Annotated in this window: 20 protein-coding genes; 7 read left to right on the top strand and 13 right to left on the bottom strand. The window is 64.9% G+C overall.

The features are described 5' to 3' along the window. Positions 1 to 41 precede the first annotated feature (41 nt). Complete coding sequence (locus tag HWX14_RS10145) at positions 42 to 956, bottom strand: LysR family transcriptional regulator (RefSeq protein ID WP_175882599.1); 915 nt, start codon at positions 954 to 956, stop codon at positions 42 to 44. 108 nt (positions 957 to 1,064) lie between these two features. On the opposite strand from HWX14_RS10145, the gene lysA reads away from it, so the two are divergent. Then, positions 1,065 to 2,303 carry a diaminopimelate decarboxylase gene (gene lysA, locus HWX14_RS10140; RefSeq protein WP_175882598.1) on the top strand — a complete coding sequence of 413 codons (1,239 nt, stop codon included), beginning with the start codon at positions 1,065 to 1,067 and terminating at the stop codon, positions 2,301 to 2,303. 186 nt (positions 2,304 to 2,489) lie between these two features. Here lysA and HWX14_RS10135 read toward each other — a convergent pair whose 3' ends face one another. Beyond that, the gene (locus tag HWX14_RS10135) at positions 2,490 to 3,377 is read right to left on the bottom strand and encodes a DMT family transporter (RefSeq protein ID WP_012339669.1); all 888 of its coding nucleotides are present in this window, start codon (positions 3,375 to 3,377) and stop codon (positions 2,490 to 2,492) included. Between the two features lie 124 nt (positions 3,378 to 3,501). Here HWX14_RS10135 and HWX14_RS10130 point away from each other — a divergent pair, with 124 nt between their 5' ends. Beyond that, positions 3,502 to 4,977 (top strand): PLP-dependent aminotransferase family protein, encoded by a 1,476-nt coding sequence (locus HWX14_RS10130; RefSeq protein ID WP_175882597.1) that lies wholly within the window; start codon positions 3,502 to 3,504, stop codon positions 4,975 to 4,977. A gap of 42 nt (positions 4,978 to 5,019) precedes the next feature. Here HWX14_RS10130 and HWX14_RS10125 read toward each other — a convergent pair whose 3' ends face one another. Continuing rightward, entirely contained in the window at positions 5,020 to 6,453 is a 1,434-nt protein-coding gene (locus tag HWX14_RS10125; RefSeq protein ID WP_175882596.1) for a nicotinate phosphoribosyltransferase, read from the bottom strand. 73 nt (positions 6,454 to 6,526) lie between these two features. Then, positions 6,527 to 7,567, bottom strand: coding sequence for a bifunctional nicotinamide-nucleotide adenylyltransferase/Nudix hydroxylase (locus tag HWX14_RS10120; RefSeq protein ID WP_175882595.1), 1,041 nt, complete (start codon positions 7,565 to 7,567; stop codon positions 6,527 to 6,529). A gap of 191 nt (positions 7,568 to 7,758) precedes the next feature. Between HWX14_RS10120 and HWX14_RS10115 the strand changes: the two genes are divergently transcribed. From HWX14_RS10115 to HWX14_RS10100, 4 genes are all read left to right on the top strand, one after another. After that, positions 7,759 to 8,211, top strand: coding sequence for an SRPBCC family protein (locus tag HWX14_RS10115; RefSeq protein ID WP_175872084.1), 453 nt, complete (start codon positions 7,759 to 7,761; stop codon positions 8,209 to 8,211). Positions 8,212 to 8,436: 225 nt separating this feature from the next. Further along, positions 8,437 to 9,207: an N-acetylmuramoyl-L-alanine amidase gene (locus HWX14_RS10110; RefSeq protein ID WP_175882594.1), complete on the top strand. Its 771-nt coding sequence runs from the start codon at positions 8,437 to 8,439 to the stop codon at positions 9,205 to 9,207. A 53-nt stretch (positions 9,208 to 9,260) separates the two neighbouring features. After that, positions 9,261 to 9,650 carry a lysozyme inhibitor LprI family protein gene (locus HWX14_RS10105; RefSeq protein ID WP_048989403.1) on the top strand — a complete coding sequence of 130 codons (390 nt, stop codon included), beginning with the start codon at positions 9,261 to 9,263 and terminating at the stop codon, positions 9,648 to 9,650. A 98-nt stretch (positions 9,651 to 9,748) separates the two neighbouring features. Further along, positions 9,749 to 10,276, top strand: a complete 528-nt coding sequence (locus tag HWX14_RS10100) for a GNAT family N-acetyltransferase (RefSeq protein ID WP_175882593.1) — start codon at positions 9,749 to 9,751, stop codon at positions 10,274 to 10,276. 15 nt (positions 10,277 to 10,291) lie between these two features. Here the strand turns inward: HWX14_RS10100 and HWX14_RS10095 are convergent, their stop codons facing one another. The 8 genes from HWX14_RS10095 to HWX14_RS10060 form a co-directional block, all read right to left on the bottom strand. Continuing rightward, on the bottom strand, positions 10,292 to 11,638 hold the full coding sequence (locus tag HWX14_RS10095) for a glutamine synthetase family protein (protein WP_175882592.1): 1,347 nt from the start codon (positions 11,636 to 11,638) through the stop codon (positions 10,292 to 10,294). Between the two features lie 157 nt (positions 11,639 to 11,795). After that, a complete protein-coding gene (locus HWX14_RS10090) occupies positions 11,796 to 12,353 on the bottom strand; it encodes an XRE family transcriptional regulator (RefSeq protein ID WP_175882591.1) in 558 nt (185 codons plus the stop codon). Between the two features lie 16 nt (positions 12,354 to 12,369). After that, the gene (locus HWX14_RS10085; protein WP_175882590.1) at positions 12,370 to 13,659 is read right to left on the bottom strand and encodes an FAD-binding oxidoreductase; all 1,290 of its coding nucleotides are present in this window, start codon (positions 13,657 to 13,659) and stop codon (positions 12,370 to 12,372) included. A 545-nt stretch (positions 13,660 to 14,204) separates the two neighbouring features. After that, positions 14,205 to 15,131, bottom strand: a complete 927-nt coding sequence (locus HWX14_RS10080) for a sugar ABC transporter substrate-binding protein (protein ID WP_175882589.1) — start codon at positions 15,129 to 15,131, stop codon at positions 14,205 to 14,207. 205 nt (positions 15,132 to 15,336) lie between these two features. Then, entirely contained in the window at positions 15,337 to 16,197 is an 861-nt protein-coding gene (locus HWX14_RS10075) for a sugar phosphate isomerase/epimerase (RefSeq protein ID WP_175882588.1), read from the bottom strand. Continuing rightward, positions 16,190 to 17,440, bottom strand: coding sequence for an FAD-dependent oxidoreductase (locus tag HWX14_RS10070; protein WP_175882587.1), 1,251 nt, complete (start codon positions 17,438 to 17,440; stop codon positions 16,190 to 16,192). The genes HWX14_RS10075 and HWX14_RS10070 overlap by 8 nt, the downstream gene beginning before the upstream one ends. Beyond that, a complete protein-coding gene (locus HWX14_RS10065) occupies positions 17,437 to 17,760 on the bottom strand; it encodes a MocE family 2Fe-2S type ferredoxin (RefSeq protein WP_175882586.1) in 324 nt (107 codons plus the stop codon). The genes HWX14_RS10070 and HWX14_RS10065 overlap by 4 nt, the downstream gene beginning before the upstream one ends. Before the next feature lie 27 nt (positions 17,761 to 17,787). Continuing rightward, positions 17,788 to 18,864, bottom strand: coding sequence for a fatty acid desaturase (locus tag HWX14_RS10060; protein ID WP_244130198.1), 1,077 nt, complete (start codon positions 18,862 to 18,864; stop codon positions 17,788 to 17,790). Positions 18,865 to 19,070: 206 nt separating this feature from the next. Here HWX14_RS10060 and HWX14_RS10055 point away from each other — a divergent pair, with 206 nt between their 5' ends. Then, a complete protein-coding gene (locus HWX14_RS10055) occupies positions 19,071 to 20,096 on the top strand; it encodes a LacI family DNA-binding transcriptional regulator (protein WP_175882584.1) in 1,026 nt (341 codons plus the stop codon). A gap of 168 nt (positions 20,097 to 20,264) precedes the next feature. Here the strand turns inward: HWX14_RS10055 and HWX14_RS10050 are convergent, their stop codons facing one another. After that, positions 20,265 to 21,167 carry a MurR/RpiR family transcriptional regulator gene (locus HWX14_RS10050; protein WP_175882583.1) on the bottom strand — a complete coding sequence of 301 codons (903 nt, stop codon included), beginning with the start codon at positions 21,165 to 21,167 and terminating at the stop codon, positions 20,265 to 20,267. Positions 21,168 to 21,201 lie beyond the last annotated feature (34 nt).

Below are 21,201 nucleotides of genomic sequence, written 5' to 3'. Positions count from 1 at the left end.
GACGGTGATGACGGCGAAACGCCCATCATACGGCGGCGCCGCTAGCCGAGGTGGGTGGCCAGCCGGCGGCGGATCGCCTTCGCTTCGCCGCGCAACGCATCGGCGAACGCGTCGACGAGCAGGCTCTTCGGTCGATGTTCGGGCACGATCACGCTGACCCGGTACGGAAACGACCGCGTGAGCGGCCGCACGTGCAGGTCGCGGCCGACGAAATCGAGCGCCGTGAGCGGGTTGACGATCGCGGCCCCGAGCCCTTGCCGCACGAACGCGCACACCGACACGGCCGACGGCGTCTCGACCACCGAGCGCGGCGCGACACCGAGCTGCGCGAACGCCTCGTCGATCATGATGCGATACGGATCGTTCAGCGACAGGCTCACGAACGGGCGATCGGCGAGATCCAGCAGGTCGATCGCGTCCTGCGCGAGCAGCGGATGGCCGTCGGGCAGCACGCACACCTCATCGACTTCGAGCAGCGGCGTGAGCACGGTGCCGGCCGGCGCGACGTCGTGCTCGGTCAGCCCGAGGTCGTAGCGCTGCGCAGTGAGCCACTCCTCGAGCACCGGCGACTCCTGCGTCGCGACCGACACGCTGACGCCCGCATGCGCGTCGTGAAAGCGCCGGCACGCGCCGGGCAGGATCGCGTGCGAGAACGCGGGCAGCGCGATCACCGACAGTTGCCCGTCGCGAAACTCGCGCAGGCGAGCGGCCGTCGCCGCGACGCGTTCGAGCCCCACATATGCGAGCCGCACGTCGTCGAACAGCGTGAGCGCGGCCATCGTCGGCCGCAGCCGGCCGTGCGCGCGTTCGAACAGCGCAAAGCCCACGACCTGCTCCATCCGCGCCAGTTCGCGGCTGATCGTCGGCTGAGACGTGTACAGCATCTCGGCCGCGCGCGTCGTGCTGCCGGTGACCATCAGCGCGCGGAAAACCTCGATATGACGGTGCGTCAGCATGATCGTATATATCAGGAATGAATCGAGTATCGATATATAGGCATTTTACTGTATAGCCAATCAGGCGCATCATCCGGCTATCCGTTCATTCGATCCGATTCATCCGCCATGTCCCTCGATTCCCGCCAGCTCGCGGCCCTCGCGCAGCAATACGGCACCCCGCTGTGGGTGTACGACGCCGACGTCATCCGCGACCGCATCGCTCAACTGCGCCAGTTCGACGTGATCCGCTATGCGCAGAAGGCGAATTCGAACGTCCATATCCTGAAGCTGATGCGCGACGAAGGCGCGTGCGTCGACGCCGTGTCGCTCGGCGAAATCGAGCGCAGCCTCGCGGCGGGGTTCAGTCCCGCAGGCGAGCCGGAAGGCGTCGTATTCACGGCCGACCTGATCGACCGCCCGACGCTCGCGGCGGTGCTCGAGCACGGCGTGACCGTGAACGCGGGCTCGCTGGACATGCTCGCGCGCATCGGCGAGCACGCGCCCGGCCACCGCGTGTGGCTGCGCGTCAACCCCGGTTTCGGCCATGGCCACAGCAACAAGACCAACACCGGCGGCCCGCAGAGCAAGCACGGCATCTGGATCGACGACGTACCGCGCGCGATCGAGATCGTGCGCCAGTACGGGCTGAAGCTGGTCGGCATCCACATGCACATCGGTTCGGGCGTCGACTACGGCCACCTGTCGCAGGTGTGCGATGCGATGGTCGATCTCGTCACGTCGCTCGGCCACGACATCGATGCGATCTCGGCCGGCGGCGGCCTGTCGATTCCGTATCGCGACGGCGAGCCGCGTGTCGACGTCGATCACTACTTCAGCCAGTGGGACGCCGCGCGCAAGCGCATTGAACGGCATCTCGGCCACCCGGTGCGCATCGAGATCGAACCGGGCCGCTTTCTGGTCGCCGAAGCCGGCACGCTCGTCACCGAGGTGCAGGCCGTCAACCGTCGGCCGAAGCACGATTTCGTGCTGATCGACGCGGGCTTCAACGACCTGATGCGCCCGTCGATGTACGGCAGTTATCACGCGGTGTCGGTGCATGCGCACGATGGCGCGCTACCGGCCGGGCGGCCGCTCGTCGATCTCGCGATCGCCGGGCCGCTGTGCGAATCGGGCGACGTGTTCACGCAGGATGCAGGCGGCGTGGTCACGCACCGCAAGCTCGCGCAGCCGCAGATCGGCGATCTGCTGTTCCTGTACGACGCGGGCGCGTACGGCGCGTCGATGTCCTCGAACTACAACAGCCGGCCGCTCGCGCCGGAAGTGCTCGTCGATCGCGGCACGCCGCGGCTGATCCGCCGCCGGCAGACGATCGGCGAATTGCTCGCGCTGGAAACGTTCGAGTAACACGCGTACGGCGTGACGAACGCCAACGGCCAGGCTTGCCGCTACCGGCAGCCTGGCCGTTTTGCTTGAGGTCTCGTCGTCGGGCGCACGACCGCGATCATGCGCATCGACGGCAACCGGTTTGCAGCCAGCCGCGCATCAGGTGACGTCGGCCCGATGCGCGGCACGCCGCTGCGCCTGCGTCAGTCACCCCGCGCGCTGCACCGGCGCCATCTTCGAGAAGTACTTCGCGCCCGCCACGCAGCCGACCACGACGACCGTCACGACGACCATCGACGGCGGCACCGTCTCGTGCAGCAGCCCGGCCGCGAGCAGGAAGCCGAAGAACGGCTGCAGCAGCTGCAACTGCCCGACGCCCGCGATGCCGCCGAGCGCCAGCCCGCGATACCAGAACACGAAGCCGATCAGCATGCTGAACAGCGACACGTACGCGAGCCCCCACAGTGCGGCGGCATCGACGCCGTCGAACGACGCGGGCCAGGTCAGCCACGTGAGCGGCAACATCAGCGGCAGCGACAGCACGAGCGCCCACGAGATCACCTGCCAGCCGCCGAGCTGGCGCGACAGCCGCGCGCCTTCCGCATAACCGAGCCCGCACGCGACGATCGCGGCCAGCATCAGCGCATCGCCGACCACCGACGCCTGCCCGCCGTTGCGCAGCGCGAACGCGGCCACCGCGCCGCTGCCGACGATCGAGAAGATCCAGAACGGCAGCCGCGGCCGTTCGCCGCCGCGCCACACGCCGAACAGCGCGGTCGCGAGCGGCAGCAGCCCGACGAACACGATCGCATGCGCGGACGTCACGTGCTTCAGCGCAAGCGCCGTCAGCAACGGAAAACCGACCACGACACCGAGCGCGACGATGGCCAACGACACAGCCTCGGCGCGCGACGGCCGCTTCTGCTTCAGCACGACGAGCAGCAGCAGGCCGAGCGCGCCGGCGATCGTCGCGCGGGCGAACGTGAGGAACAGCGGGTCGAGCCCTTGCACCGCGACCCGCGTCGCGGGCAGCGAGCCACTGAAGATGATGACGCCCAGCAAGCCGCTGAGCCATCCGTCGGTCGTCTTTTGCACGGTCGATCCTGAATGGAAAGGGAATGACCCATGATCCGCCGCCGGCGAAAACGGCGTAAGCTACAGCCCAATACAATTCAGACAAACTGTACTGGACGACCGGCCGTACAGTTCATCGTTCGCCATGCGCCCTTCCGCCCCGATTCCTGCTCCGCCCGCGCCGTCGCGCACGCGCGTCGAAACCGTCATGGACACCCTGCGCGCGCGGATCGCGAGCCGCGCGCTGATGCCCGGCGCGCGCGTGCCGTCGATCCGGATGATGGCCGACGCGCTCGACGTGTCGAAATCGACGGTCGTCGATGCGTACGAGCGGCTCGCGAGCGAAGGCGTGCTCGTCGCCCGGCGCGGTTCGGGCTTCTACGTGTCGGGCCACGCCCCGCCGCTCGCGCTCGCGGAACTCGGCCCGCGCCTCGATCGCGCGCTCGATCCGCTGTGGCTGTCGCGTCAGTCGCTCGAAGCGGCGCCGACGTCGGTGAAGCCCGGCTGCGGATGGTTGCCGTCGTCGTGGCTGCCCGACGAAAGCCTGCGTCGCGCGCTGCGCGCCGTGTCGCGCGACGAATCCGATGCGCTGACCGACTATGCGACGCCGCTCGGCCTGCCCGCGCTGCGCCAGCAGCTCGCGTGGCGGCTCGCGCAGCACGGCGTCCACGCGGAGCCCGCGCAGATCATGCTGACCGACGGCGGCACGCACGCGCTCGACCTCGTGTGCCGCCTGCTGCTGGAACCCGGCGATACCGTCGTGCTCGACGATCCGTGCTACTTCAACTTCCAGGCGCTGCTGCGCGCGCACCGTGCACGGATCGTCAGCGTGCCGTTCACGCCGAACGGCCCCGATCTCGTGCGCTTCGAACAGGTGCTCGCCGAGCACCGGCCGCGCCTGTACATCACCAACGCCGCGCTGCACAACCCGACCGGCGCGACGCTCGCGCCGCCCGTCGCGCACCGGCTGTTGACGCTCGCGGCCGAGCACGGGCTGCTGATCGTCGAGGACGACATCTTCGCGGATTTCGAGAGCACGCCCGCGCCGCGCCTCGCCGCGTTCGACGGGCTGTCGCGCGTCGTGTCGATCGGCAGCTTCTCGAAGACGCTGTCGGCCGCGATCCGCTGCGGCTATATCGCCGCGCGCCCGGAATGGATCGACGCGCTCGTCGACCTGAAGCTCGCGACGTCGTTCGGCAATGCGCAGATCGGCGCGAACGTCGTGCATCGGCTGCTGATCGACGGCACGTACCGGCGCCATCTCGACAGCCTGCGCGCGCGTCTCGCGGATGCGATGGGCGAAACGATCCGGCGCCTCGCGCGAGCCGGCCTCGGGATCTGGACGGAGCCGCGCGGCGGGTTGTTCGTGTGGGCGCAATTGCCGGACGGGCTCGACGCGGCGCGCGTCGCACGTCATGCGCTGGACCACGACGTGGTGCTCGCGCCCGGCAATGTGTTCAGCGCGTCGCGCAGCGCGACGTCGTACATGCGCTTCAACGTGTCGCGCTGCAAGGGGCCGGCAGTGTTCGATGCGCTGGCACGGGCGATGGACGCGGCGCGGGTGAAGGAGCGCGGCGGCGCGCCGGCGGATGCCGGCGGCCGTGTGCTGGCGGGCAAGTGACGCGAGCCGGCCATGCCGCGGCGGGTTACCCCGCCGCCCGCGTCAAACCTCCCCCGCGTGCGCCCTCGCCCTGACCTCGGCGAACGACGTATCGACGAGCAGGCGCCCCGTGTCGAACACCGTCTCGAGCGCGTCATCCCATTCGCCTTCCAGCGCACGATCGTCCCATGCAACCGGCAGCGTCACCGTCCGATACTCGCCGGTGCGCCAATTGCGCAGCAGCGTCAACCGCCCCTGCTTCGAGCGCTTGCCCCGATCGGTGACCGGATCCTTGCGGACATCGTGCCACACGCCGCCGCGCCGGATCGCCGAGCACTTCATCGCGAAGCGCTGCGTATCGCGATTCACCCGTTGCAACAACGCACCGCCCATGCCGAACACCACGTTGCCGGCCGCGTAGCCCGCCTCGTCGAGCGCGACGAGGATCGCCTCGATCGACTGCTCGTCGACGCCATCGCCCTGGATCACGCGCACGCGGTTCAGCACGCGTCGCCCCTTGCCGTTCACGGTCGAGCCGAACGATGCGTCGAGCGCCCGCACCGTTTGCAGCACGATCGTCACCGGATCGCCGGAATCGGGACGCACGACGAGCGTCGCGCCCGAATCGATCACCGCCTGCCGAAGTTCGCCGCCCCACAGATCGAGCGCGGCGAACAGATCATAGGAGTCCGACACGACCGATACGATCGCGCCCGGCAAACCGAAGCGGCTGATCATGTTGCGATACGCATCGGCCTCGCCTTCGCGCCCCCACGACGTGATCGTGCTGTGCTCGGCCGCCGGCACCGAGTATGCGGCCATCGGCTCGCGATAGAAGCGGTTCGCGGCCAGCACGCCGAGCACCGTGTCCGAGCCCATGAAGCTCACGAGGTGCGCGGCGCCGCCGATCGCGGCCGATTCCGCGCTCGACACGCCGCGTGCGCCGAAGTCGTGCAGCTTGAACGGCAGTTGCGCGAGATCGTCGTCGGTCGTTTCGAGAAAGCGGCGAATCGTTTGCCGCAGATGCCAGCTGCGGGTCGCCACCGTCACCGGATACCAGATGCGCAACAGCATCGTCTCGAGATACGACGCGAGCCAGAACACCTGCGGATCGTCGCATTCGACCGTCATCAGCACGTTGTGCACCGGCACGATCGAACCTTCGGGCACCGCGCGGATCTTCACCGGCAGATAGCCGTCGTAGTGCTCGACGATATGGCGCCAGCCCGCTTCGTTGAACGGCTCGCCGTGCACGGCGAAGAAATCGCGCGCGTCGTCGATCATCGCGTGCGTGATCGGCTTGCACAGATACTCCTTCAGCAGCATCTGCAGGCCGAAGAACAGCGTGCGGTCGTAACGGCCGCCGCGCGATTCGACGTACGAGAACATCGCCGATGCGTCCGGCGGATATTGCAGGAAGTGGGAAGCCTTGTACGAATCCGTATTGAGAATCGGATTGGCGAGAACCGCGGCAAAGCCGCCGGGATCGTTTTGCATGGCTAGAGCTCCTCTAGGCCGTTGAAGTGCCGCCGCGTCTGTCGCGGCGGACCGGATGCGGGGAATCAGCGCGTCACAGCTTCCCCAGGAAGTGATACGCGATGTCGAAGTGATCCTCGAACATCACGTTGCGCATCTGCGCGAATTCGTTGAGCGGGACCCAGCGCGCCTTGTCAGCGTCGTCGCTGCCCTTCACGCGCGGCAGCTCGCCGGTCGGAAAGTTGAACAGGCACGCGTGCGTGATCGTGCGGCCGCGCAGTGACCGCGTCGGGTGATCGAACACCTGGCGATCCTTGATCGAGCCGCGCAGCACGGGCTCCGGCAGCTTGAGGCCGGTTTCCTCGCGCAGCTCGCGGATGCACGCCGCATCGAGCCGCTCGTCCTGGTTCACGAATCCGCCCGGCAGCGCCCACAGGCCGCGGCCCGGTTCGCTGCGGCGGCGCACGAGCAGGATATGGCCCGAGTGCACGACCACCGCGTCGACCGTCACGAACGTGACGGGATACGGCGCGGCCGCCCACGCCTTGCGATACGCGGCGATGAATTCGGCTTCCGACTTCAGCTGCGCGAATTCCGGCTGCGTACGGAAACGCTCGAGCCAGCCGAACACGGGTTCCGGCACGGCCCACTGCACGAAGCTGTTGGTGCGTTCGGCGAAATACTGGTCGCGGATTTCGGTGGCGGAAATGTCTTCCGTCGCGTCGACATCGACGAGCTCCCATTGCGGGAACATCCGCAGGTAATACGACGTAGCATCCTTCTCGTGGCCGATCAGCCCGACCTTGCGCTGCGCGACGTCGCCGAGCGCGCCGGCCACCGCATCCTGCACCCAGCGCACCCAGTCGCCGTCGTTGTAGGTCGAATCCTGCAACGGGGCGATCGTCACGCGGTCGCGCTCGGACGCGTCGAGCAGCGAAGCCAGCATCTGGCAGCGCTCGTCGAACGAGAACGGATCCTTGATGGTGCGGGGCTTGTCGGTCGACCCGATCAGCACGCACACGCGCTCGGCCCGGCTCAGTGCCGACTTCAGCACGTTCAGGTGGCCACGATGCGGAGGCTGGAAACGACCAATGAAAACGAGCGCGTCGAAGCGCCGGTTCTGTTGCGTACTCATGAGGCTCCCTCAAGAGATTGAAACGCTCCGGGTCTGTCCCGAAGGGTTGGGATAAATCCTAGGGGAATTCCCGAGGTGCGTCAATCGAGTCCATTCGAGCACACGCTCGACTTGACGAAGTCTGACGAAACACAGGTTATTGGCGGGATACACTCGATTGCATCCCAATCCGAACCCTGGCGCCCGCCCTCATGAGGATCTCAGTCAGCCGGACCGTCGGCGTCGATCGCAGGCGCCTGTTCACGTGGTCGCAGGACTACGGGCGGCGGCTCGTGTGGGACAACTTCCTCATCGATGCGTACCTGCTCGACGAAACGACCGCCGATGTCGGCGTCGACGCGTTCTGCCGCAGCCAGTCGGGCGCGACGATGGTGTCGCGCTACATCTCGTACCGTCCGCCGCAGGTCGCCGCCGTCGAAATGGTCGAAGGGCCGAAGGTGCTCGAACGCTTCAGCGGCAGCTGGAACTTCACCGAACACACGCCCGGGTCGACCGAGGTGAAGTTCACGTACCACTTCCGTGCGCAGCCGTCGTGGCTGCGCTGGCTGCTCGAACCGCTGATCGGCGCGTTCTATCTCGTGCAGACGCGTCGGCGTCTCGATTCGTTCAAGCGCTGGGCCGAAGCCGAAGCGCTGCCGCGCTGACCGGCGCTCGCCGCCGGCTGTACGCTGCGCGCGTACCCCCGTCGCGCCATGTTCGCGGCCCGGTGCGGCTGGGCTGAGCCTCGGCTTCTGGCCGATGCGACGGCTTCCGTTTCGTCATTGCGGCGTCGCCACCACCCGCTATAATCGCGCGACATTCCGACTGCATTGAGCAGGCCGACGGCGGCGCGCCGTTCAACGCGCCGTACGCCCTTCTCGACAACAACAATGACGAACCGAACCCTCCGACGCCTTCGCCCGCTCGTGCGCGCCGCCGCGCGTGTGCTCGCGTGCGCGCCGCTGCTGGGCGCACCGCTGGCGCTGCACGCGGCCGACACCTCTGGCATCGCCACCGCTGGCACCGAGCCCGCGTCCGGGCGCTACATCGTCGTCGACACCGGCCATACGCCGGCGCATCCGGGCTCCACCGGCGCGAGCGGCCGCGTCGAATACCTGTACAACCTCGATCTGTCCGGCGCGGTCGCCGACAAACTCGCCGCACACGGCGACCGTGTGCTGCGCACGTCAGCGGACGGCCGCGAGATCGCGCTCGATCGGCGCTCGACGCAAGCGCCCGACGCGAACCTGTTCGTGTCGATCCATCACGACTCGATGCAGCAACAGTTCATCGACGCGGGCCGGCAGCGCGAATTCCGCGGCTTCTCGGTGTTCGTGTCGGCGCGCAATCCGCACTATGCGGAAAGCCTGCGTTGCGCGAAGGCGATTGCCGAGCGGCTGGTCGCGGCCGGCGAACGGCCGTCGCTGTATCACGCGCAACCGATCAAGGGCGAGAACCGCCCGCTGATCGACCCGCAACTCGGCATCCATCGCTTCGACGATCTCGTCGTGCTGCGCACCGCGCCGATTCCGGCCGTGCTCGTCGAAGCCGGCGTGATCGTCAATCCGGACGAAGAAGCGCGGCTCGCGCGGCGCGAGACGATCCAGCGCCTGTCCGCCGCGATCGCAGGCGGCATCGACGCGTGTACGACGCCCGGATAAACGAAGGTGTCGCCCGTCGGATTCAACGGTTTCACCCAGTCAGGAGCATCACCATGAAGAAGAAGAATCTGCTCGTATCCTGCGCGCTGCTCGCGCTTGCCGTTCCGTTCGCCGCGCACGCGGCCGGCTGCGGGAAGCCGCGCAGCGCGTTCGACCAGGTGTATTGCACGAGCACGCAGTTCTCGCAGTCCGACCGCGATCTCAACGACGAATACGGCCGGCTGCGCAAGCAACTGAGCGGCGATCAACAGGCGACGCTGAAGGCCGGCCAGCTCGCGTGGCTGAAACAACGCGACGCGCAGTGCAGCGAGACGCGCGGCAGCAGCTACCTCGTCGATATCCAGTGCGCGAACGACATGACGCAGTCGCGGCTGTCGTTCCTGCGCGAGCGTGAGCGCGAATGCTCGAGCACCGGGTGCGTGACGTCGAAGCTCGGGGAGTAAGGGCGTCGAGCGCGCCATGCCGCGAAGCCGCTTCGCGGCATGGCGCGCTCGAAAGGAATGGCGACGCGGCATACGGCAACCGATCACAAGGAAAACGCATGGCACCGAACACGACGACGATCGACATTCGCGCCGCCACATCCGCCGATGCGCCGGCCATCGCCGACATCCACGTCGCGTCGTGGCAAGCCACTTATACGGACATCATGCCGGCCCCGTTCCTCGCCGGCCTGTCGGTCGAAAAGCGCACGGCCGCCTGGCGCCAGGCACTCGACGCAGGACGGCCGCGCGTCGCGCTCGCGTTCACGAACCACACACCGGCCGGCTGGATCGCGTACGGCCCGACGCGCGACACCGACAAGGATCGCGCGTGGGGAGAAATCGAAGCGATCTATCTGCATCCGTCGCATTGCGGGCAAGGCATCGGTGCGGCACTGGTCGATCGCGCGTGCCAATCGCTGCATGACGCGGGCCATGCGTGGGTGTCGCTGTGGGTTTTGATCAAGAACCGTCGCGCAAGGGCGTTCTACGAACGCGAAGGCTTCGTCGCCGAACACGACATCAAGACGTTCGAAATCGACGGCACGCCGATCGAGGAAGTGCGCTACTGGCGCGCACTTCCCTAACGACGCGCGCGGCAATCACAGAAACCACCGATACTCCCGCGCGCCGATCTCGTTGCGGAAATCCAGCTCCTCCTGCCGCTTGTTCTCGCAATACACCATCACGAACTCGCTGCCGAGCCCTTCGCGCACGGCCGGATGATCCTGCATCGCCGCCACCGCCGACAGCATCTCCTTCGGAAAATCGATCCCGCTGCCGCGATCCTCGTTGAGCGGCGCGATCGGTTCGAGCCGCGCATCGAGCCCGTGCTCCATCCCGCTCAGGATCGCTGCCAGCACCAGGTACGGGTTCGCATCCGCGCTCGCGAGCCGGTGCTCGATCCGCAGGTTGCGGGCATCCGATTCCGGAATCCGGATGCACGCGTCGCGATCCTCGAAGCCCCAGCTCGCGCGGCTCGCCGCGTTCACCATCGACCCGTAACGGCGGAACGCATTGTGATTCGGCGCGAACACGGGCATGCAATGCGGCAGCAGCGCGAGACAGCCGGCCACCGCATGCCGCAGCGGCCGTTGTCCGTCTGCCGCAAGCAGGTTGCGGCCCGCGTCATCGTACAGGCTCACGTGCACATGCATCCCGCTGCCCGGCGCATGCAGGTACGGCTTGCCCATGAAACTCGCGCGATAGCCATGCCGCAACGCGACGCCGCGCGTGCTGCGACAGAACAGCGCCGACCAGTCGGCCGCGCGCAGCGCATCGTCGGTATGCCCGAAATTGATCTCGAACTGGCCGGGCCCGAGCTCGGCGGTAATCACCGTCGCATCGACGCCCTGCTCGCACGCGGCGTCGACCATCTCGTGCAGCACGTCGGAGAAGCGCGACAAGCGCTCGATATGCATGTTCGGCTGATCGTCGCGGTCGTCGCTCAGGCGGTCGCGCGGATACTGCGGCATCCCTTCCGCGAGCTGCGCGGCGAACAGGTAGAACTCGAGCTCGAACGCGACGACCGGCCGGATGCCGCGCGCGGCGAACCGCCGCAGCACGCGCGCGAGCACCTCGCGCGGCTCGAACTCGATCGGGGAATCGGTGCCGTCGGAGCTGATCAGCATCTGCGCGAGCGGCTGCCGCTCCCAGCGCACGGGCTTCAGCGTGCCGGGGATCAGACGGCGCGGCGCATCGGGATCGCCGTCGTTGAAGCAGTAATCGCCGATCTTGTAGAGGCCGCCCTGCGTGCCGAGCAGCACGCAGTTTTGCGGCAGCTTCAGCAGCGAGCCCGACGCGACTTTTTCGAGCGCATCGATCGGATAGCGCTTGCCGTAGAAATGCCCCGGCAGGTCGAGGCAGATCAGGTCGACATAACGGATCTCGGGATGCGCCTGCCGGAATGCGCGGACTTCACTGACCAGCGCGGGAACGACGTCAGCCATGTCTCATCCTTTCCATGTCTTGTAGGGCGGCGCCGCAACGCGGCGACCCGGATTCATGCGGCGCACGGCGCAACGCACGCCGCAAATCAATCAGTAATGCAAACAGACTGCACGGCGGGGTAGCCTCCGACGTCGCCCGCCCCGCCAACCGCTCAACTCAGGTGAATACCCAGATCACGCGCGTCGGTGCGTCGGTCAGGTTCGCGTAGCGAAAGCGCTTGTGTGCCGGAAGCTGAAACGCATCGTTCGGGCCGAGCGTGACGGGCGTGTCGTCGCCGTCGAGCCAGATCGTCAGTTCTCCTTCGAGTACGAAACCGCCCTGCTCGTCGCTGTCGTCGACCGAGCGCTCGCCGCTGCTCGCACCCGGCCCGAGATGGCTTTCGAGGATCGAGAAGCGCGAACGCATGTTCGGCGACACGAGAATGTCGGTAATGCCGTCCGCGTAATACACGGTGCGCCGCTCGTCGGGCCGCGTGACCCACGGCACGCTGCGCGGCTTGCTCAGGCTGTAGAAATACGTGGTCGGCACGCCGAGCGCCTCGCCGATCGCGGTGAGATCCGCGACCGTCGGACGCGACAGCCCGCGCTCGACCTGCGACAGAAAGCCGACCGAGCGGCCGATCCGTTCGGCGAGATCGTTCAGCGTGACCTTGCGATGCTTGCGCAGGTCGCGGATCAGGATCGCCAGACTTTCTATCTCTTCCTGTTCATTCATGATGGCTTCCGGTCAATCAAACGGTATCGCGCAGGCGGTACCAGGCCTTGCCGATCGCTTCGAGCGGCGCGGCCAGCCGATCGCCGCCGGGAAAGCGCGGGTTGCGGATGCGCTGGTACTGCGCGAGCAAGTGTGTGTCGCCGAGCACGGCGTCGGCCACCGCGCGCGCGCCGGCGAGCGTCGGCAGCACGCCGTGCCCCGAGAAGCCCTGCAGCCAGAAGCGCTGCCCGTGGCGGCCGATGTCCGGCGTGCGACGCATGCTGATGTCGATGTGACCGCCCCACGCATAGTCGAGCGGCACGCCGGCCAGTTGCGGGAACACGCGTTCGAGATGCGGGCGCGTCGCCGCCGCGATATCGGCCGGGATGCCGCCGAGATACGTGCAGCCGCCGCCGAACAGCAGCCGGTTGTCGGGGCTCAGCCGGAAGTAGTCGGGCACGAACTGGTTGTCGATCACGCAGCTGTTGCGCGGCAGCAGCGCATGCGCGACGTCGGGCGCGAGCGGCGCCGTTGCGACCTGGTACGTGCCGACCGGCAGCAGCCGGCGCGCAAGGTCGCGGTCGAGCCGATCGACGTATGCATTGCAGGCGAGCACCAGCACGTCCGCGCGCACTTCGCCGCGCGCCGTGCGGGCGATGTGGCCGCCAGCCGTCTCGCGACAGTCGAGCACGCGGCTCTGTTCGAAGATGCGGCCGCCCGCACGCTCGATCGTCCGCGCGAGGCCGAGCGCGAGCTTCAGCGGGTTCAGGTGGCCGGCCTCCGGATCGTGGAGCGCCGCGAGATAGCGCGTGCCGCCGATCCATTCGGGCATCTCGTCACGCCCGATCACATGCAGCCGGTCGTAGCCCCACCGCTCGGCCGCCTCGTCGCGCGCCTGCGCCAGCATCGCGACGCGCCGCGGCCGTACCGCGGCCCACAGGCTGCCGGGCCGGTAGTCGATGTCGAAACCGTGCCGCGCCGGCAGTTCGCGCACTTCTGCCGCCGCCCAGCGCATGCTGTCCCACAGCAGGCGCGCGCCGTCGCGGCCGAGCGCATCCTCGAGCGGCTGCATGTCGCACGACCAGCCGAGCAGCGCCTGCCCGCCGTTGCGGCCCGAGGCGGCCCACGCGACGCGGCTTGCTTCGAGGATGACCACGCGCTTGCCGGCGAGCGCGAGCCGCAGCGCCGTATGCAGCCCGCTGAAGCCTGCGCCGATGACCAGTACGTCGGCGTCGATGCGCTCGTCCAGCGCCAGCCGATGCGGGATCGGCGCCGGGTAGGTATCGGCGTAGTAGCTGGCGACGTGACGGTCGGACTGCACGAACATGCGGGCTCCCGTGAAAATTACGCCGAGAAATTTCATGAAAAATTAGCACGGCAATTTCATACGGGCAAGGGGGAATCCGCAGCAGGACTTGGAATTCCCTATAGCTACCACAGACTTTTCGGTGCCAATGTTAATTATGTAAAACAAATCACTCGACACGACCTCGCGCGAGTGCCGCGACCCTGCAACCAGCGGGTGGAAGCGGCACTGGCCGAACGACCCGGCAATGACCCGCGGTCGCTACGTCGATTCCGGCCCCAATGCTGACCTGCCTGGGACCACCTGAGCACCCAGGCTCACCAACGAAACGCCTAGAAGCGGATGATGGAGGCTGGTTTACGGCTGTCCGAGAGCCTCAAACTTGGAGATATCCCCGCCATGCAACTCAGGCTACTCGAATCGAGCACCGTGCCTCCGTCAGAAACCTCGAGGATCAAGCGGCTGTCCAGAATTGTAGTTTTCGGCATCGTCGACCCACCGGAAGCACCGGTGGATCACCAAGGAACACCGGGCAAGCGGACATCGCGTTGCCCGGCAGCAACGTATCACTTCGTGTAGTTCGCGACGTTTTTCTGGTCGACGGATTCGAACGGAATCAGCACTTCCCTGGGGGCCGGCTTACCGAGCTTGATATCTTCGATGACCTGATAGGCGCCCGAAGCCTGCCCTTTGGCATTTTGGAGAACCGATTGGGACATCTCTCCACTCTTGATCGCACTCAGAGCATCGGTGGTGCCATCGATGCCGGAAATCATCACGCCTTTCAGGCGGCCCGCCGTCTTGAGTGCCTCCAGTGCGCCCAGCGCCATTTGGTCATTTGCTGCGATGATGGCGTCGAACTTCGGAAAGCGCTGCACCCAGTCCTCGGTGATTTTCATGCCTTCGGCGCGATCATAGTTTCCGGCAAGACTGGACAACACCCTGACGTCCTTGCGCGACGCCAGGGCAGCCGTGAAGCCGGCCTGGCGCTCCATCGAATGATAGAGGCCCGGGGAACCCTGCAGATACAAAATCTGAGCGCTCTTCGGCAAATTGTCCCGCATGAATTCGCCCTGAATACGCCCGGCATCCACGTTTTTGGAGCCGACAAAGATGGATTTGCCGCCGGCCGACTGAATATTGAGGGTGATCACCGGAATACCCGCTTTGTTGGCGTCCTCCACGCCGGGAACGATGCCCCGGTAGTCGGCAGGCACCACAATGATGGCATCGACTTTCTGGGCGATGAAATTGTCGATCTGGTCGAGCTGTTTGCCGATGTCGCCACTCGCATCGCTGAAGATCACCTTGAGGTTTGCGTCTGCCTTTGCCGCCGAGATGAAGGCCTTTTTCAGGTTCATCGTGAACACCTGGTTGTCGGCCAGGTTGGCGTAGCCAACAGTGAATTGCTTCCCGGCAGCACTGGCACCCGAGGGCAGAACCGCGAAGACCAACAGAAATGTTGCCGCCAACGCAATAAGATTTTTATTCATATCAGGCTCCTAATCTCGCTCCATTTTGATATCGATGTCATCCCTATTCAGGCTCGAATCCCGAACCATTCTGGGCTTTGTTATGTGAGACTCACTGCTTCCTGCCTTCTGGCTTTTCTCCCTCCATGCACGTAATTGGTTTAACCGACCCGAATCGTGGTGTCCGTAACGACCGAACCCGTGACGACCTTCTGGCGAAAGGGACTCATCTGTTGGTCGCCGAATAACGACGTTCGGATACCTCGCGCCAGACGGCTTCAATACGGTCTTTCATGAGCAACGACTCCTGCCAGCGGTCGACGATGTCGTTTCCGTCGATGCCGGTGATTGCATACGGCCTGGGTCCCAGCTCACATGTGAATGGCAATGTGTCGTCCGGCGAGGCACGTTTGAGCCAGCTTTGCATGCCATAGCGCCACCATTCCGTGAATGTCTCGAGCCAAGGGCGATGTTGGGCGTAGCTCAGCGGCACCTGCACCTGGTGTCCATTGGAGATTCGGCCATGGAAACCCCAGCTGTGATCGAGAATGGTGTGAATCTGCGCGTGATCCTCTTCGCTGGGTAGCTCCGGAAACTCCCTGGCCACCACGTAATGAGAAAGATCGGCCAGGAGCCTGAGCTCTGGCATCTGTTTCAGCACATCGAGCGTGAAAAGCAGATCGTTGGTGAGACGGTAGCGGTGGGTTTCCACCAGCACGGGGAAGTCAACCTGCTCGGCCAAACGCTGCCATCCCTCCAGCGTCTTGATCGCTTCGCGCACGGTGCGGGGCCGCAAGTCTGCCTGGATGGTGATGTGGTGGCAGCCGAACTCGACGCCTAACTCCAGCGCCGGCTCGAGACCATCGATATTGGTGGGAAACACCTGCCCTTCCGCTTGCAAGCCGAGCGGTTTGAAGGTGGCAGCCAGGCGCTTGACGTGGGCACGATCATAGTAGTGGTCGGTGAAGCCGGCGAAACCGGCCGCGGCCAACTGCTGCAGATTCTCCTCCACGCTACGCTCGTAGCCGTCGCTGTGACGGCGCTCCATCGCCCACATCGATTGAAACACCAGTAATTTATTAGGCATACGAAGCGTCCTGAATCAATGATTTGAGGCTGACGGAAGGCGTGGCCAGTACTTCGGGTATCAGCGGGTTACCAGAGGCGATCAACCTTTCCGCCAATTTGATGTCTTTGGCGATGCTATTGCCGGCGCCCCAACCGCAGACGCCGACGAGTTGCCGATGCTCATTCAAGTAAAACAACAGCAAACTGTCGTCCGTCGCCTTGCGCTCGACCATCCTCGAGGCAACCTGTGGTTCGCCCGCCAACTGGAGGCTGTAGTCGAATTGGTCGGACCAGAACCATGGCAACGCGGTGAACGGAACATCTTCGCCATTGAGTATTCGCGCGACGTGGTGCGCCTGCTCCTCGGCATTGCGCCAGGTTTCCATCCGCACCGGCTGGCCGGTGAACGGATTGGGGAATTCACATACATCGCCGATTGCATAGATGTTCGGATCGCTGGTACGCAAGCGGCTGTCGACGCGGATGCCGTTGCCGACTTCCATGCCGGCCGCGGCAGCGAGTTCCACGTTGGGCACGATGCCAACCCCGATCGCTATCAGGTCGCAAGACAGACTGTCGCCGCCCTCCAGTTCCACGGCCGTCACGCTCGATGTTCCGCTGAACGCCCGGATACGGCATTGCAGGCGTACGTCGACGCCACGCGAACAGTGCAACTGCCGCACTCGCTCGGCAAGCTGCGGCGGCAGCGCTCGCGCCGCCAGGCGATCACCCGCCTCCAGCATCGTCACGTGAGCGCCGAGCTGGCGAGCAGAAGCCGCCACTTCCAGCCCGATGAAGCCGCCGCCGATCACCACCATGCGCGTCCCGGGCCGCAGTCTCGCCTTCAGCGCGAGCGCATCGTCCAGCGTGCGCAGATAATGCACGCCGTCCAGCATAGCCCCCGGTAGAGCCAAGGCCCGCACGCGGCCGCCGGTGGCCAACAACAGTTGGCTGTACGGCAGCACTTCGCCATTCGACAGCATGACGCTGCGGCTGGCGCGGTCGATGCGCTCCACGCGTGCGCCGGTCCTTAGCTGAATGCCGTCCGACTGATAGCGTTCGGCGGAACCGAGTGCGCAATGCACCGGAGTTTGGCTGCCGAGCAGAATCTGCTTGGACAACGGCGGCCGTTCATATGGCAACTGCGTCTCTTCACCGATGAGCAGTATTGCGCCTCGGTAACCCAATTCGCGCAGCGCAAGCGCGGCCCGGCCACCGGCATGGCCGGCACCGACAATGATGACGGGTGCGGACGAATTCATCGCGCTCCGCCCAGATCGATGAACACGCGGCCATCCTCAACCCTGACCGGGTAGGTTTGCAGATTCGCGCAAACCGGTGCGCCCTGCGCTTTGCCGGTACGGTAGTCGAACCGGCCGTTGTGCTTGGGGCACTCGATGATGTGCTTCATCACGAGCCCGTCGGCCAGATGGACTTTTTCATGCGTACATACGCCATCCGTGGCGTAGAAGTCGCCGTCAGGCGCACGGTAGACGGCGAAGGTTTGCCCCCCGTGATCAAAACGGATCACATCTTCCTGTTCTACGTCGTTTACTTCGCAAGCTTCGATCCAATCGCTCATGGTGTTCTCCTCACGGTCATTGCGTTGTCAGGCGGCGCTGTTCTCGGTTCGCCGCATGCCGCCCGGCACCTCGTCGGAACTGACCGCCGCGGGTAGCTGGCGCTTGATGTAGTAAGTCGGATCCTTGTGCTGGCGCCACAGGGCAGGGATGATCTCGCGGTAAGCATCGATCAACCCCTCCTTCGCCGACGGGCACTGATCCTTGATCAGTTCGTGCAGCTTGGGCAGGTTGTAGAACGGCACCATCGGGAACATGTGGTGCTCCACGTGGTAGTTCATATTCATGTACATGAAGGCGAGCAGCGGATTCATCCGCACGGTCCGGGTATTCAGTCGATGGTCGAGTACATCCTCGGCCAGCCCTGCATGCTGCGTGATATTGAACACGTGTGTGAGCGGCGCGCCGTAGAAACGGGGCAGCACGATGAAGAGTGCCGGCAGGATGCTGTGGATGGCCACGCACCAGGCCACGGTGCCAACGATGATCAAGGTATAGATCCGGCTCGAGACGAGCATGCGGCCGATCTCGGAAGCTGGTACGAACGAGCGCGTAGCCGAGCCGACACTGCCGAATGCATGCCGGATGATGCGCAGCGTTTCGGTCGTACCGTGCTTCAAACTGAAAAAATTGACGATCACACCAAGCAACTTGACTGGTCTCGGGAACGCAATTTCACGATCGTTGCCGACGATGATCGTATCGGTGTGATGGCGCACATGACTCCACCGCCAGAATACGGTCTCATGCAACGCGAGAAACGAGGTCAGCTGGAAGAAAAACGCATTCAACCAGCGGCTCTTGAATGGCGTGCCGTGCGACAGTTCGTGCGAACCGTGCTCTCCCGCAGCGTAAAACAGGCCATACAGCGCGAACGCCGGCACCGCCCAAATGGTGCCCCAGGCACGGTAGGCCAGCACACCACTACCGATCAACAACAACAGCCAGGTACCGAGGTACTTCAGTCCTTGCCAGTCGTCGCGTCGCATCAGTTGCTTCATCACGTTGCGGTCTACCTTGCAGGCGAACCAATGCGCCGAGACCAGCCCCCTCATCGCAGCCTCTTTACCACCGGGCCCATCCAGGCTGTAATCGCGACCTTTCATTTTTTCTATCATTTTTTGTCTGCCTCCTATCTCTGATCGTCTCAACAGATGCATGTGAATTTCACACCGCGCCGTACTGACCGGCAGCTGTGAGGAGTATAGTTTTAGGAAATCGCGCTACAACAGGGCGGAAGTATTTAACATCACGAAATATCATCACGGGAAAATGCCCTTGATGTTTTTCTATCAATCATCGGCAGGTGATCATGTATCCAACCATGGCGGATGTGGCCAACGAGGCTGGCGTGGGACTGGCGACGGTAGACCGGGTCATCAACAAGCGCGCCAGCGTGCGGCCAGAAACGGCGCAACGGGTGTTGGAAGCGGCGGAAAAGCTGGGGTTTAACCGCGCGGGACTGATCCGGCTTCGGATCAGCGAGCACACAGAAGGCCGCAAGCTCGGCTTCCTGCTGCTGAAGCGCAGTATCCCCTTCTACCGCGAGATGGGCGAAGCACTGGAGGCTGCCGCACAGGCGCAGAAATACCCGCAGGCCAAGGCAGTGATCGAGTTTCTTGAAGAACTGACGCCGCGGCACATCGTGTCCAGGCTCCACGAAATGAGCCGCAAGGTGGATGCGATCGCCGTCGTTGCGGCCGACCATCCACAGATCAGCCACGCGATCGATCAGATCAGTGCTCAAGGTACGCCGGTGTTCGCACTGATCTCCGACCTGAGCACCGAGAGTCGTGCCGGATTTGTCGGGATCGACCAACGCAAGATCGGCCACACTGCGGCCTGGGCGATTTCGAGTCTGAGCCGCCGCCCAGGCAAGATCGCGCTGATGGTCGGAAGTCACCGCTACCTGTGTCAGGAACAGGCCGAAATCAGCTTCAGGGCGTACATGCGCGAGTACGCGCCTGATTTTCAGGTGCTGGAAACCTTGATCAGCCTCGAAGATATTGACTTGGCGCAGGAAGCCACCCTGGATCTGCTCAAGCGGCACCCCGACCTGATCGGCATTTTTGTGGCGGGGGGCGGAATCGAGGGCGTCATTCAGGCGCTATACGATGCGAGCGCGTCGCAGGAGCTTATAACCGTCTGCGGGGAGTTGACTCAAATTACCCGGCAGGCGCTCATCGACGGACGCGTCAATATGGTGCTGTCGCATCCACGCGATTGGGTTGCCACGCGCCTGGTAGAGACCATGTGTGCGATCGCCCAGGATCAGCACCCCAAGGGAACCACTCAAACCGTTTTGCCGTTCATCACCTACACCGCGGCCAGCGTTTGACGTCGAACGACACGCTGCGCGAGTTGCGCAATTGCACCGGAATTTCGATGTGCGAGCGATCACCTGCACCTGCACCAACAACTGACAGGCGTCGGCTGCAGTGCGGTCAGATTGCACGCAACACGACCACGGTCTCGACTCGCGTAGCCGGCTTGGTCGCCACGATGTTCATAGACTGCGTGCTAGTGGGCGGGTACGGCTATCCTGATCGTCACGCCACTCGCCAAAGCGCAGCGACGCGAACAGAAGCTGCACCGCCGTCGAAGCAGCGGCTATCGAATGAACTCCGAAAACCGGACCGTCCTCCACCCTTAACACGGCATCGGAATCCCGCGCGAGCGGCGACAAGCAGCTGTCGGTGATCAGGATGAGCTGCGCGCCGTTGAGCTTTGCGAGCCTGGCGACACGGCATGTCTCCTCACTGTATGGCGGTAATTCGAATCCCACGAAAACGTCGCCCTGCTTCACCGAGCTCACCTGGCAGATATCCATCTCCCCGAGCGCCGCGACCAGGCAAACCGTCTTGTCTGTCTGACGCAAGGCCTGGGTCAGATGCGCTGCAAGGGGAAACGCGTGACGCGCCCCCATCACCCACAGCGTAGCGGCGTCTCGCAGCATGGCCAGCGCACGCCTCCAGTCCTCGGATGCCAGCAATTCTCCCAGGCGCGCGACAGCGGCCAAACTGGTCGCCAATACGGATTGGGTCAGGCTCTCCAGTCCATCGGTCGGAACGTCATCATGTATCGGCTTCGCGTCCCGTAGCGGCGGGAGCGGCGTCACGATCCGATGGCGCAACCGCCGCCGCAGATCCGCATAGCCGGACAGGCCGAAGTGCTGGGCAAAGCGCACAACCGCGGAGGGCGGCACGCCGCACTGGTCGGCGACGCTCCGAATATCCAGGATGCCGACCTGGTCGGCATGCGTGTCGACGAAGTGCGCAATCGACTTGAGCCGCGGACTCAGCGTCGCGTATTCGGAGCGGATTCGCGACAACAGTTGATCGATGCCATCGCGACAAGGTTCGCCGGGGGGCCCCTTCGGATCGGCGCTCGAATCATGATTTGGTTCCATCGTGTCAGGCGCGTGCGGTCCCGGACGATTCAAG

Source organism: Burkholderia sp. BCC0044 (assembly GCF_902832955.1).
Taxonomy (GTDB): domain Bacteria; phylum Pseudomonadota; class Gammaproteobacteria; order Burkholderiales; family Burkholderiaceae; genus Burkholderia.
The sequence above is the reverse complement of the archived record's forward strand: the minus strand, read 5'-3'. Positions and strand labels throughout refer to the sequence as shown.